At 64.0% G+C, this 13,810-nt stretch carries 8 protein-coding genes; all 8 read right to left on the bottom strand.

Annotated elements, in window-relative coordinates; genetic code table 11:
* Positions 1 to 306: 306 nt before the first annotated feature.
* Positions 307 to 1,449: a sugar ABC transporter permease gene (locus AC07P1_RS12920; RefSeq protein WP_494696187.1), complete on the bottom strand. Its 1,143-nt coding sequence runs from the start codon at positions 1,447 to 1,449 to the stop codon at positions 307 to 309.
* Positions 1,450 to 1,468: 19 nt separating this feature from the next.
* Entirely contained in the window at positions 1,469 to 2,995 is a 1,527-nt protein-coding gene (xylG, locus tag AC07P1_RS12915; protein ID WP_494696186.1) for a D-xylose ABC transporter ATP-binding protein, read from the bottom strand.
* A 134-nt stretch (positions 2,996 to 3,129) separates the two neighbouring features.
* A complete protein-coding gene (gene xylF, locus AC07P1_RS12910; protein WP_494696185.1) occupies positions 3,130 to 4,137 on the bottom strand; it encodes a D-xylose ABC transporter substrate-binding protein in 1,008 nt (335 codons plus the stop codon).
* Positions 4,138 to 4,292: 155 nt separating this feature from the next.
* Complete coding sequence (locus tag AC07P1_RS12905; RefSeq protein ID WP_494696184.1) at positions 4,293 to 6,083, bottom strand: IlvD/Edd family dehydratase; 1,791 nt, start codon at positions 6,081 to 6,083, stop codon at positions 4,293 to 4,295.
* Positions 6,084 to 6,107: 24 nt separating this feature from the next.
* A complete protein-coding gene (gene xylB / locus AC07P1_RS12900) occupies positions 6,108 to 8,063 on the bottom strand; it encodes a D-xylose 1-dehydrogenase (RefSeq protein WP_494696183.1) in 1,956 nt (651 codons plus the stop codon).
* A gap of 157 nt (positions 8,064 to 8,220) precedes the next feature.
* Positions 8,221 to 9,444, bottom strand: coding sequence for a XylR family transcriptional regulator (locus tag AC07P1_RS12895; protein ID WP_494696182.1), 1,224 nt, complete (start codon positions 9,442 to 9,444; stop codon positions 8,221 to 8,223).
* A gap of 138 nt (positions 9,445 to 9,582) precedes the next feature.
* Positions 9,583 to 12,993: a GDSL-type esterase/lipase family protein gene (locus AC07P1_RS12890; protein ID WP_494696181.1), complete on the bottom strand. Its 3,411-nt coding sequence runs from the start codon at positions 12,991 to 12,993 to the stop codon at positions 9,583 to 9,585.
* 108 nt (positions 12,994 to 13,101) lie between these two features.
* Positions 13,102 to 13,740 (bottom strand): response regulator, encoded by a 639-nt coding sequence (locus tag AC07P1_RS12885; protein ID WP_494696180.1) that lies wholly within the window; start codon positions 13,738 to 13,740, stop codon positions 13,102 to 13,104.
* Between the last annotated feature and the right edge of the window lie 70 nt (positions 13,741 to 13,810).

Below are 13,810 nucleotides of genomic sequence, written 5' to 3'. Positions count from 1 at the left end.
GCCACAAGGCGCGGTTGTTTGATCTTCATTGGGACGTCTCGCTCTTTAATATTTTTTTTCGTTCTGGCTTTACTGGCGGAGTGCCGGGGCCACACGATGATGTGCAAACATTTTGCAAGTTACGCAAAAGTGTGGCAATTGCGAAATTCACCAAGCGGCGGAATGATAATCCGCAAGCGTCGCGTACTTTCGACAAACTCACACACAACCCCTCAGAAAAACAACGGGCGTAAACGACAACGCGGCCCGTCGTTGCGGGCCGCGTTGGTGAAACCGGACTCAGCTATTCAGCTTGGCCATTCAAATTCAACGACGGCCCGAGCGCGTCGCCACGTCGACCCACACCGCCAACGTCAGGATGCAGCCCTTGACGATCATCTGCCAGTAGGTGTCGACGTCCAGCATCGACATGCCGTTATCCAGGCTGGCCATCACCAGCGCGCCGATCAAGGCGCCGTACACGGTGCCCGAGCCTCCGCGCATCGAGGTGCCGCCGATGAAACAGGCCGCGATCGCATCGAGCTCGCCCGAGGTGCCGGCCGACGGCGAACCCGCCGCCAGACGGGCCGTGTTGATCAAGCCAGCCAGCGCGCACATCAGGCCCATGATCCCGAAGATCCACAGCTTCACGGCCTGCACGTTGACGCCCGACAGGCGGGTCGCCTCCATGTTGCTGCCCACCGCGTAAATGCGGCGACCGAACACGGTTTGCGTCGCAACATAGCTGAACACACCGAGCAAAACCAGCAGCAGCAAGACCGGCAGCGGGATGCCCTCGTAGCTGTTCAGGGTACGCACGAAAGCGAAAAGCACCGCACCAATTGCTGCAAGGCGCAAAGCGTCGCGCCACATCGGCGGCACCGGCAGGCCGTGGCGCGCCAGGCTGGCGCGCTGGCGCCAGGTCAGCACCGCGCCGAGGATGAACAGTCCGACGCCCAGCACCACGCCCATTTGCGGCAACAGGTAGCCCTGGCCCAGGTTGACCAGCGGCTCGGACACCGGCGCCACCGTCACGCCGTCGGTCACGCCCAGCACGATGCCGCGGTAGGCCAGCATGCCGCCCAGGCCGACGATGAAGGACGGTATGTGCTTGTACGCCGTCAGATAGCCGTTGAACAGGCCAAGCACCAGGCCACAGGCCAGCACCACCGCGATGGTGGCCGGCAGCGGCATGTGGTGCGTGACGTCGAGCACCGCCGCCACCCCGCCCAGAAGGCCGAGCAGCGAGCCGACCGACAGGTCGATCTCGCCGGCGATGATGACGAAGGCCATGCCGCAGGCGACGATGCCGGTGACGGCCATCTGGCGCATCAGGTTGGACAGGTTGCGCGGCGAGATGAAGCCGCCCTCCGTCTTCCAGCTGAAGAAGGCCCAGATGATGGCGATGGCGATCAGCAGCGCCAGGATCTTGTACTGCGTGAAGAGCTGTTTGAGATTTAAGGTTTTCATGGATTTCAAAGGTAAGTCATCACGAATGATCGAGTGCCGCCGACAGCAGCGTTTCCTGGGTCAGGTTCTGGTTGACGAAATCGCCGCGCAGCTTGCCCTCGCCCATGACCAGCACGCGGTCGGACACGCCCAGTACTTCGGCCAGTTCGGACGACACCATGATGATGGAGACGCCCTGGCTGGCCAGTTCCAGCATCAACTTGTAGATTTCGAACTTGGCGCCGACGTCGACGCCGCGCGTCGGCTCGTCGAGGATCAGCACCTTGGGGCGCGTCAGCAGCATCTTCGACAGCACCGCCTTCTGCTGGTTGCCGCCCGAGAGCGACGTGATCGACAGGAACGGGCTGGCCGTCTTCAGCGCCAGCCGCGCGATCTCCTCGCTGACCACCTTCAGTTCCGCCTCGCGGTCGATGCGGGTGAACTTCGAGAAGCGCCCCAGCACCGACAAGGTGATGTTCTGGCCGACGTCCAGGTCGCGCACGATGCCGTGCTGCTTGCGGTCCTCCGGCACCAGCGCCAGGCCGGCGCGGATCGCCTTGAGCGGCGTGCTGGTATCGATCCTGGCGCCGTTGAGCCATACCTCGGCTTCCGAACGGCCCGGATAGGCGCCGAACAGCGCCGACACCAGCTCCGTGCGGCCGGCGCCGACCAGGCCCGCGATGCCGAGGATCTCGCCCTTGCGCAGCGCGAAGGAGACGTTGTCGACCTTCCTGCGTTCCGGCTTCTCGACGTCGTAGCAAATCACGTTGCGCGCCTCGAACACGATTTCCTCGCTCGGCGTGCGCTCCAGCGTCGGATACAGCTGGTTCATTTCGCGGCCGACCATCTGCGCGATGATCTGCTTGACGTCCATCTTGTCCATCGGCGTGGTGGCGATGTGCTGGCCGTCGCGGATGACGACGATGGTGTCGCAGATCGCCTCGACCTCGTCGAGTTTGTGCGAGATGTAGACGCAGGCCACGCCCTTGGCCTTCAGGCCGCGGATGATATTGAGCAGCACCTGGATCTCGGAGGTCGTCAGCGACGACGACGGCTCGTCCAGGATCAACAGGCGCGCGTTTTTGTTCAGCGCCTTGGCGATCTCGATCAACTGCTGGTGGCCGCCGCCGTAGTTCGACACCGGCAGCACCACGTTGACGTCGGTCAGGTTCAATTCCTTCAGCAGCGCCTCGGCGCGCTGGTTCATAGCCGAATAATCCATGCGGCCGCCCGGCAGCGTGATCTCGTTGCCGAGGAACAGATTCTCGGTGACGGACAGCTCGGGCACCAGCATCAGTTCCTGGTGGATGATGACGACGCCGGCGGCTTCGCTTTCGCGGATCGACTGCGCCCGCAGCGGCTTGCCGTCGAAGTGGATCTCGCCGTCCCAGGTGCCGTGCGGGTAGACGGCGGACAGCACTTTCATCAGGGTCGACTTGCCGGCGCCATTCTCGCCGCACAAGCCGATGCACTCACCGGCCCGCACTTGCAGGTCGATGCCGTCGAGCGCCGGAACACCGCCAAATTTTTTGACGATGCCCTTCATTTCTAGCAAATAGCCGGACATACTGGTTCTCGCAGAGGTGGTGGAACTCGCCACGCGCAAGCCGCTACACAGCGCGGAACAGGGCGTGGCGAAAGACAGTGCGAACGCACGGCGAGGCGTCTTAAGACGACGCCCCGGTCTTCATGAAGCGGCGATTACTTCGCAGCCGCGAGTTGGGCCTTGGTATAGAAGCCGTCGGCCACGACAACATCCATATTCGCCTTGGTCAGCATGGTTGGCTTCAGCAGCAGCGTATCGACTTGTTTGAAGCCGTTTTGATACTGCGAATTGAAGCCCGGCTTTTCGCCGCGCACCAACTGGACCGACAGCTTGGCCGCCTCGGTGGCGATCAGCTTGAGCGGCTTGTAGACGGTCATGGTCTGGGTGCCGGCGATGACGCGGCGCACGCCGGCCAGATCGGCGTCCTGGCCGGAGACGGCCACTTTGCCGTCCAGCTTTTGCGAAGCCAGCGCCTGGATCGCGCCGCCGGCGGTGGCGTCGTTGGAGGCGACCACCGCATCGAGCTTGTTGCCGTTGGCGGTCAGCGCGTTTTCGACGATGGACATCGCCTCGGCCGGATTCCAGTCCTTGACCCACTGCTTGCCGACGACTTTGATGTCGCCCTTGTCGATCAGCGGCTGCAATACCTTCAGCTGGCCTTCGCGCAGCATCTTGGCGTTGTTGTCGGTTGGCGCGCCGCCCAGCAGGTAGTAGTTACCCTTTGGTTTGACGGCCACCACGCCCTGCGCCTGCATCTCGCCGACCATCTTGTTGTCGAAGGAGATGTAGGCGTCGATGTCGGCGTTGAGGATCAGGCGATCGTACGAGATGACCTTGATCTTGGCCTTCTTCGCCTCTTTGACGGCGTTATTCAGCACCGTGGCGTTGTAGGGAACGATGACCAGCACGTCGACGCCGCGCGAGATCAGGTTCTCGATCTGGGCGATCTGGCGCTGCTCGCTGGCGTCGGCCGACTGCACGAAGACTTTGGCGCCCTGCTTTTCAGCGGCGGCGACGAAGTAGTCGCGATCGCGCGCCCAACGCTCGAGGCGCAGGTCGTCGATGGAAAAGCCGATTTTAGGATTCTTGGCGTCCGCCATGGCGTTGCCGCCGGCGCACACCATCATGACCGCGATGGCGGCCGCACTCAGTAATTTCTTCATTTATTCCGTCTCCTGATTCGAATGCCGTTTTGCCTGACACAGGCCCTACATTTTTCCAGCTCGTTACCGTACAGGTCTATGCCCATTTTTACAGATTTTCGTAGGGCGGATTAGGCAAAGCCGTAATCCGCCATGCGTCGCCAACGGCGTCACGTTTAATGATTATGCCGGGCCGGATTATCCACCACGCCCCGGTATGGTACAGCCAGTTCCATGCAAGCGCCGTTTTCCATTTGGCCCACGGTGCTGCGATAAATCTCCTGCCAGGGCGTCTGGCTGGCCGGAATGGCCGGCAGCGCGCCCTTCTTGCGTTCTTCCCACTCGGCCTGCGGCACCAGCGCGTCGCAAGTACCGGCGTTCAGATCGACGCGGATCATATCACCGGTACGCAGCCACGCCAGGCCGCCGCCGACGGCGCTTTCCGGCGACGCGTTCAGGATCGACGGGCTGTCCGAGGTGCCGGACTGGCGTCCGTCGCCCAAGGTAGGCAGCCAGTTGACACCGCGCTTGACCAGCGCATCGGGCGGTTGCATGTTCACCACCTCGGCCGAGCCAGGCCAGCCCACCGGGCCGGCGCCGCGAATCACGAGGATGCAATCCTCGTCGATGTTCAGCGCCGGATCGTTGATACGGTTGTGATAGTCGGTCGAACCGTCGAACACCACGGCGCGCGACTCGAACACGTTTTCCTGCCCCGGCTTGCTCAGATAACGCTCGCGGAAGGCCGGCGAAATCACGCTGGTCTTCATGATCGCGAAGTCGAACAGGTTGCCCTTCAAGACGAAGAAGCCCGCATCTTCTTTCAGCGGCGCGTTGAACGGGAAGATCACTTCCCGGTCCTGCGTCTCTTTACCGGCCAGGTTGTCGCGCATGGTGCGGCCGGTGACGGTGGCGCGCTCCGAGCGCAACATGCCCTGCTGCTCCAGCTCCCACATCACGGCCGGCACGCCGCCCGCGCGGTGGAAACGCTCGCCCAGGAATTTACCCGCCGGCTGCATGTTCAACAACAGCGGCACTTTGTGGCCGTATTCCATCCAGTCGCTCGAATGCAGCTCGACGCCGGCGTGGCGCGCCATCGCGACGATGTGCTGCTGCGCGTTGGTCGAACCGCCGATGGCGGCGTTGACCACGATCGCGTCCAGGAAGGCGTCGCGGTTCAGGATCGAAGACGGCTTGATGTCCAGCTTTGCCATCTCGACGATGCGGCGGCCGGTTTCATACGCCATCTGGCCGCGCTCGCGGTACGGCGCCGGAATCGCCGAGCAACCGGTCAGCGACATGCCCAGCGCCTCGGCGATGGCGTTCATCGTCGATGCCGTGCCCATGGTGTTGCAGTGTCCCGCCGACGGCGCCGAAGCGGCGGCGATCTGCAGGAATTTCTCATTGTCGATGGTGCCGGCGGCCAGTTGGCGGCGGCCTTTCCAGATCGCCGCGCCGGAACCTGCCAGCTCGCCTTCGAACCAGCCGTCCAGCATCGGGCCGCCGGACAGCACGATGGCGGGAATATCCACCGTCGATGCGGCCATGATCTGCGACGGCGTGGTCTTGTCGCAGCCGGTGGTCAGCACCACCGCATCGATCGGATAGCCGTGCAGGATCTCGACCAGGCCCATATAAGCCAGGTTGCGGTCGATCGCCGCCGTCGGACGACGGCAGTTCTCGAAGATCGGATGCAGCGGGAACTCCATCGCGATACCGCCCGCATCGCGGATGCCGTCGCGCACGCGCTTGGCCAATTCCAGGTGGATGCGGTTGCACGGGCTGATGTCGCTGCCGCTTTGCGCGATGCCGATGATCGGCCGGCCCGAGCGCAGCTCTTCCGGCGTGATCCCGTAGTTCATGAAGCGCTCGAGATAGAGCGCGGTCATGTCGATATGGTCTGGATTGTCGAACCAGTCTTGCGAGCGGTAGCGGCGTGGCTGCTGGTTGTTCATGTCATTGCTCATTTTCTTTAAGCGTCCCTGTGCTGCTTATGCGCCGTACCAGCCGGCATCGACGAAGTATTCACGACCGGAGCACGCCGAGGCGCTGTCCGAGGAAAGGAACAGCGTTATGGCCGCCACGTCGTCCACTTGCACGCGCTTTTTCAGGCACTGGCCGGCCAGGATGCGAGCTTCCTCGTCCGGGGTGTGCCACAGCGCTTCCTGGCGCGGCGTACGGACGCCACCGGGAATAATGCAATTGACACGGATATTATCAGGTCCCAGATCGCGCGCAAGGCCTCGGGTCATGCCTTCGATGGCGGCTTTGGCCATCATGTACAGGGTCAGGTCCGGCAGCGCCAGGTGCCACGAGATCGAACCGAAGTTCAGGATCACGCCGCCGCCCTGCTCGCGCATGCCCTGCGCCACGGCCTTGGCGCAGAAATATTGGTGGCGCAGGTTGACCGCCATGCGACCTTCCCAGTATGCCGGCGTGACGTCGGCCAGGTTGTGGCGGTCGTCGTTGGCGGCGTTGTTGATCAGGATATCGACGGTGCCGATGTCGGCGAAGGTCTTGGCCAGCACGTCGAGGTTGGTCAGGTCGCAGTGCAGGTACTTCGGCGGCACCGCCAGGGTCGACAAGGTCGCCTCCAGCGCGCGCGAATCGGCTTCCGCGATATCGAGGAAGGTCACGCGGGCGCCCTGGCGCGCGTACGCCTCGACGATGCCGGCGCCGATGCCGCTGCCGCCGCCGGTGACGACCACGCGCTTGCCGGCCAGGCTGGGATAGATCGCCTGCTCGCGTTTGGTCTGCGCGGCCGGTTTTGCGGCCACTGGAGCGGAAGCGCGCGCACGGTTCATCAGCGCGCGCACGCCGTAGGTCCACGGCGCGATCTGGTCGCTGCGCTGCACGTGGTTGACCAGCGCGCCCAGCGAAGGCGTCGAGATGCTGACGCGGTCACCCAGGTGGTGGGTGAAACCGCCGCCGACGGCGTCGCGGTCTTTGATCGGCGAGAACATCGTGCCCAGGAACAGCATGAAGCCGTCCGGGTACTGGTGATGGCGGCCGCACACCTGGCCGACCAGGTCCAGCGGATCGCGGCTGATTTCGCGCATGCGGCTGGCGCCGGCCAGACGGAAGTCGTCGTCCTGGCCTTCGATCAGCATGCTCACTTCCGCGTTGCGGATGGTGTCGATGGTGAAGTGTTCGTCGAACAGGCGGATGAACGGGCCGATCGAGCACGAACCGTTGTTGTCCTTGGCTTTACCCAGCAGCAGCGCGCTGCGGCCTTCGATGTCGCGCAGGTTGACGTCGTTGCCCAGGGTGGCGCCGAGCACCTTGGCCTGGCTGTTGACGGCCAGGACGATCTCCGGCTCCGGGTTGTTCCACTTCGAATCAGGGTGCAGGCCGACGTCGGCGCCCACGCCAACAGCGGACATCGGCTGCGACTTGGAGAACACCTCGGCGTCCGGGCCGATACCAACTTCCATGTAGGGCGACCACAGGCCGCGCTCGATCAGGTCCGACTTCAGCTTGGCCGCTTCCGGCGAACCCGGACGGATGGCCGACAGGTCGGAACCGATGATGGTCTGGATTTCCGCGCGCAGGGCGTTGGCGCGCGACGGATCGCCGGCGGCCTGCTCTTCGATCACGCGTTCCAGCAGGCTGACCGCGAAGGTCACGCCGCAGGCCTTGATCGCCTGCAGGTCGCATGGCGCCAGCAGGCGCGGGATGCCGTCGTCGGCGGCGGCGGACAGCGCGTTCTCCAGCAAGGCCTGCACGGGGCCGAGCGATTCGCCGGGAGCGGAACGGGCCACTTCCAGCGCGTCGTCGCGCTCCAGCAAATCGGACATGGTCGGGGCGTGGCCGGTGATGTCGAACACCTCGCCGTTGCGTACGGCGACCACACATGGTCCGTTGATGACGCCACTGCGCCATACACGTCCCACCAGCACTGCGCGGCTCACATCGTCCGGCAGCATCGAATTTATATTATTTTCCAAGGTCTCTCTCTCCAGGCAGGCTAGCAAACTGCGTGGGAGATTTTCACCTTATTCAGGGGTGGGGGCAATTACGAAAACCACCAAGCACGGTCATGATTTACGCGTATATTGGTCAAATACGTTAAACCCGAACCGCGATCCGCCGCGGGGTGCGGGTTCAGGCGACGCTGCGCAAGGCGGGTTGAGCGCCCTCCGGCGCGGCCGCCGCCTCGGGGCATTTGAGCATGCGGTCCTGGTAGGCACGCGGCGTGCAGCCCAGCTCCCGCTTGAACACCGCGTGCATGTACTGGACGGAGGTGAAGCCGCAGGTCAGCGCCACTTCGGCGATGCTGCTGTCGCCGCGCGCCAGGCGCTCGGTGGCCGCGTCCAGTTTGAAGCGCAGGATCACATCGTGCACGCTGCAATCGAGCTCCTGACGGAAGTACGACTCCAGCGACGAGCGCGAAATGCCGACATATTCGGCCACCTGGTGCGTCTTGATGCCCTGGCAGGCGTATTGGCGGATGAAATGGCGCGCGCGCATCACGTGCGGATGCTTGGGCGCTTCGTGGCGGGTGGAGGTCTGGACGTTGATGCCGACCGGCGGCACCATCACGCGCGTGCCCTGCAAGCGCACCCCGTGCAGCATCTGGTCCAGCAGGTGGGCGGCGGTGCGGCCCATCTCCTGGGCGCCCTGGATCACGGAACTGAGTGGGATGCGGGTGAGCATGCGCGCCAGCGGATCGTTGTCGATGCCGATCAGCGCCACCTGCTCCGGCACCTCGATATTGGCCATGATGCAGGCCTGTAGCAACTGGCGCGCGCGGGCGTCGGTGACGGCGATGATGCCGACCGGCTTGGGCAGGCTGTGCAGCCATTTGATCTGCTGTTCGACCGCCTCGTCCCACGAGGCGGCGCTGGTACCCAGGCCGCGATAGATCTGCGGCTCCATCTTGTCCTCGACCATCAGCTTGCGGAACGCCGTCTCGCGCTCCTGCGCCCAGCGGTTTTCCTGCGCCTCGGGCAGGCTGAACATGGCGAAATGGCGCAGCCCGGCCTCGATTAGATGATCGTGGGCAAGTTTAATCAGTTTGAAGTTGTCGGTCGCGACGTAGGGCACGCCGGTCGGATAGTTGGTTTCGCTGGCGTAGGAGCCGCCCACGGCCACCACCGGGATGCGGGTGCGCGACAGCGCGGCGGCCACGGCCGGATCGTCGAAGTCGGCGATGATGCCGTCGCCCTGCCAATGTTCGATGCCCGGCAGGCGCAAGCGGAAGTCTTCCTCCAGGAACAGATCCCAGGACGCGCGGGTACTGCTCAAATGCGCGGCAATACCGGCGATGACTTCGCGGTCAAAAATCTTGTTTGCGTTAAATAACAGCGCAATACGGTGGGACTTCATCTGCATATTCAACTACCTCAATCGGGAACGGCACGTCTCATCGCACCCTCTCGGGGATGCGATTTGTATTGTGGCATGATTCCGTCACGATTTAGATGAAAAAGACGTTCCCGTCCGTAAATGTCACCATCTATTCGGCTATTTTTCTCCTGTCATAGGGGTAGGTTTCCCAAATACAATGCCCCGGCCCGCCGTACTCATGAAAACGATGCCAAAAGTGTTGATGTCACCGATAACGAATTGGGCATCGCCCGGGCCGCCGTATTGATGATCATCGTCATTAATGCGCAGCCATGTGGCTCCCGTGTCGGTGGAGCGGAACACGCCGCGCACGCCGCCGACGGTGCCCCAGATGTAGACGGCTGGGTAATTCGCGCCCGGCGCGGCCTTGCCGAAGCCCACCGCCGCCGCGTAGCCGACACCGGGCAGGTTGCTGAAGCTCTTGCCGGAATCGGTGGAACGGGCCAGGCCGCCGTCGTACTGCGGTACCCAGATATCGCCCTCGCGGCCCGGCGCCGCCCGCAGCACCGCGCGCGTGCGCTTGGCCGACGCCAGCGCGCCGGCGGGGGCGAAACTGGCGCCGCCGTCGGTGCTCACCAGCACATGGTCGCCGCCGATGGCGTAAAACTTGTTCGCGTCGACCGGATCGGCCACCGGACGGGCGCCGCCCAGGCCCTTGACCGGAGTCCAGCTGTCGCCGCCGTTGGTGCTGACGTAGCTGGTGTCCGATTTCTCGGGACTGTGCACGATCACCTTGCCGTCCGCGCTCAGGGCCAATTGGCCTTTTGTGCCGTTCATGGACGCGGTCTTCTTCCAGCTCACGCCCATGTCGTTGGAAAGGTAGATAGCGCTGCCGGCGCGGGCCACCACGTTCGGATTCTTCGCCGCGAAATCCAGCCCCCAGGTCGTACCCATGGTCGGCGTGTGGATCGGCGAGTATTTGGTCGGATCGGTGTGGCGGAAGCCGTCATAGTCGCCGATCGCCGAAATCACCGGGCCGCCGGGAATGCTGACCAGGTTGAGCGGCACCGATTCCTCCAGCCCCTCGTCCTCGAACTTCCAGATCGCCGGCGAGGCGTTGATATCGGTCGAATTGAAGATGCCGTTGCCGGAGACGACCATCAGTTTTTTCGTGTCGAAGGGATCGAATTCCACGCTGGCCGCCCAGTGTATGAAGCTGCCGGCGATCCAGCTCACGCCATTGGCGTCGATCTTCGCGCCCTGGTCGACGATGCTCTTCCAGCTCTTGCCGCCGTCCAGCGTCTCGAAGAACTGGTCGCGGATCGCGTTGGTGTGGTTGCGGTAGTAGCTGATGGTGGTGACCACCATGCGCTTGGGGTTGCCCGGATCGACGGTGATGCCGGCGTAGGCGCGGTTCAGCGGCGGCGAAATATCGGTCCACTTCTTCGCGGCGATATCGTACTGCCACACGCCGCCCTCCTCCAGGCCCTCGCCGTGGGCGACATCGCCCCACGGACCGGCGCCCTTGGCGAACGTCACCACCAGCTTGCCGTCGGCCAGAACCGCGCGGTGCGGCATCAGCTTCGAGGGTCCGCCCGCAATGGCGGCAAAGGTCTTGCCGGCGTCGTCGGACACGTACATATTCGCGCCGTCCTTGCCGAAGCGCGAGACGCCGGCGAACAGGCGCTGCGTGGCGCCATCCTTCACGCTCGACGGATCGAGGACGACCAGGCTCACGCCGTTCTTGTTGACCGGCGTGGTGGTCACGTCCAGGCCATCGAGACGGCCCCAGGTCATGCCCTCGTCCACGCTCTTGAACATGCCGTTGGCGCGTGTGCCGATGTACAGGATCTTGCCATTGGCCGGATCGACCTGCAGCTTCTCGCCGTTGCCGCGCCCCATGCCGTTGCCGTGCACCTTGAACTGGTTGGTGACGTCGATCTTGGTGAAGGTCTTGCCGTAGTCGCTGGATTTCAGGATCGCGCTGGCGCCGCCGTTCAGATACTCGATGCCGGTCGACATATACACCCGGCCCGGCGTGGTCGGATCGATGGCGATCGACTCCACGCCCAGCATGCCGGTCTCGCGGTCGGACACCCAGTCCATCAGGGCGATCCAGCGCTTGTTCGGCGCGTCCCAGCGATAGGCGCCGCCGACGTCGGTGCGCAGGTAAATCAGGCCCTTCTCGGTTTTGCTGGTGATGATGCCGGAGACGAAACCGCTGCCGCCGATGGCCACCGGCTGCCAGGCATAGGGCACACCCGAACTTCCGCCGGAATTTTCACCCGCCGGCATCAGCTTTTTCAGCTCCGGCTCCAGCGCCTTGGCCCAAATCTCATAGCCTTTTTCGTTCGGATGCAGCAGGTCCGGCATGATGTCGGTCGACAGCGTGCCGTCCGGCGCCAGGAACTGCTGATTGAGATCGGCGAAGAAGACCTTCCTGTTGTCGGCGTAGCCGGCGATGATGGCGTTGACCTTGTTGTTAATCTCGCGCAGCAGGTCGTTCGGCTTCTCGCCGCGCGGGAAGATCGCCAGCAGCAGGATCTTGGTGTCCGGCAGGCGGCGCTGCAGTTCCTCGATATTGCGCTTGATGCCGGCGGCCGTGGTCTTCGGGTCCTCCTGACGGTGGCCGGTGTTATTGGTGCCGAACATCAGCACCGCGACCTTGGGCGCGATGCCATCGACCTCGCCGTGCTGCAGGCGCCACAGCACGTTCTCTGTGCGGTCGCCGCCGAAGCCCAGCGCCAGGCCGTTCATCGGCTTGTAGTGGCGGGCCCAGACCGGCGCGCCGTCCTTTTCCCAGCCTTGGGTGATGGAGTCGCCGATAAAGACGATCTGGCTCTTCTTGCCCATCGCCTGGACCTCTTTCAGCTTCGCCTCGTGGCGCCCGGTCCACCAGCCGATCGCCCACGATTCGTTCAGTTTATCCGGCGTGACCGACACGGTGCGGTAGTCGGGGCAGCTGGCGTTCGGCTTGCCGCTCTTGAGGATCTTGACGTTGGCGACGGCCACCTCGCCGGTGCCGGTGCCCTCGAGCGCGAACGGCCGCGCCACCTTGCTGAAATCGTCGCCCTCGCGCGCGAAGCAGCTCATCGCAAACACCAGATGCCGCCAGCCCTTGCCGGCCGCCTCGCGCCCTTGCACCACGTAGGGCACGGCGCGCTCGCAATTCTCGCCGCAACCGACCTTGAAGTTGATGCCGCCGTTGCTCAATTCCTTGACATTGACGTCCAGCGCCAGCACACCCTTGGCCATGTAGGGACGCAGGTCGAGCGGCTGCTTGCCGCCGTCGATGCGCAGGCTGGCGTACCAGGTATCCTTCCATTGCAGGGTCAGCGCGTCATCGGCCTTCTTCATGCCGGACTTGCCGACGCTCACGCTGCCGTTCGGCGACTTGTTCGCCTGCGAAATGACTACCTTGGCGCCCTCCAGCGTTTTTTGCGATTCGAAATCGGCGGCGGCGGCCTGCAGGGAACCAAGCGGCCGCCCGCTGTAAATATTGAGTTCGGTGGACGGCACGGCTGCGCCTGCCTGAGCGGCGCAGGCGAGCGCGACGACGGCGAGGGCCCGCCGATGGGGGATGATCATTGAAGTGTCTCGTAAAGATAGTATTTTCATATATTCTGCAAGCAGCGCGGAGCTGCCGCAATTGCGAAAATCACCAAGCGGCCGAATGATATTGGCCGCGCCGCCCGCTCACACGCCGAGGATGCCCCTGTTGAGCGCGATCGTGACCGCATGGGTGCGGTCGTTGGCCGCCAGTTTGGCCAGGATGTTTTTCATGTGGGCCTTGACCGTGTCCTCGGTCACGCCCAGCAGCAGCGCCGCGCGCCGGTTCGAATTACCGTTCGCCACCAGGCGCAGCACTTCGACCTCGCGCGCGGTCAACGCGTCGCCCGGATGGCGGAACACGCCGAGCTGGCGCGCCACGTCGGCCGACATCGGCCGTCCGCCGGCGTGGACGTTGAGGACGCATTCGAGCAGCTCGGTGCGCGCGGTGTTTTTCAGCAGGTAGGACACCGCCCCCTGGCGCAGCGCGCGCATCACCTGGGCGTCGCCGCTGTAAGTGGTCAGCGCGATGATGCGCGCCGCCGGATCGGCCCGCAGGATGGCGCCGATCGCCTCGGTGCCGCTCATGACCGGCATCTGCAAATCCATCAGCACCACGTCCGGCGCGTGCCGCGCGTACAGTTCGATGGCCTGGCGGCCGTCCTCGGCTTCGGCCACCAGCGACAGGCCGCGATGGCAGGCGATCATCGCCGCGATGCCGTCGCGCATCAAGGGATGGTCATCGACCACCATTACCCTTACCGGTGCTGCCAGAACCTCGTCCATCGCCCCCTCCGTCGCACCATTCGCCGTCATCCACCGTCCGAATCCTACAGGGAAAGCGGCGAACGGGCCA

Source organism: Duganella sp. GW821-FHT07F09 (assembly GCF_059418705.1).
The sequence above is the reverse complement of the archived record's forward strand: the minus strand, read 5'-3'. Positions and strand labels throughout refer to the sequence as shown.

Coding starts and splice junctions, on each gene's coding strand:
- AC07P1_RS12920 (WP_494696187.1), bottom strand. CDS start 1,449: ATGAAAACCTTAAATCTCAAACAGCTCTTCACGCAGTACAAGATCCTG.
- xylG (WP_494696186.1), bottom strand. CDS start 2,995: ATGTCCGGCTATTTGCTAGAAATGAAGGGCATCGTCAAAAAATTTGGC.
- xylF (WP_494696185.1), bottom strand. CDS start 4,137: ATGAAGAAATTACTGAGTGCGGCCGCCATCGCGGTCATGATGGTGTGC.
- AC07P1_RS12905 (WP_494696184.1), bottom strand. CDS start 6,083: ATGAGCAATGACATGAACAACCAGCAGCCACGCCGCTACCGCTCGCAA.
- AC07P1_RS12895 (WP_494696182.1), bottom strand. CDS start 9,444: ATGAAGTCCCACCGTATTGCGCTGTTATTTAACGCAAACAAGATTTTT.
- AC07P1_RS12890 (WP_494696181.1), bottom strand. CDS start 12,993: ATGATCATCCCCCATCGGCGGGCCCTCGCCGTCGTCGCGCTCGCCTGC.
- AC07P1_RS12885 (WP_494696180.1), bottom strand. CDS start 13,740: ATGGACGAGGTTCTGGCAGCACCGGTAAGGGTAATGGTGGTCGATGAC.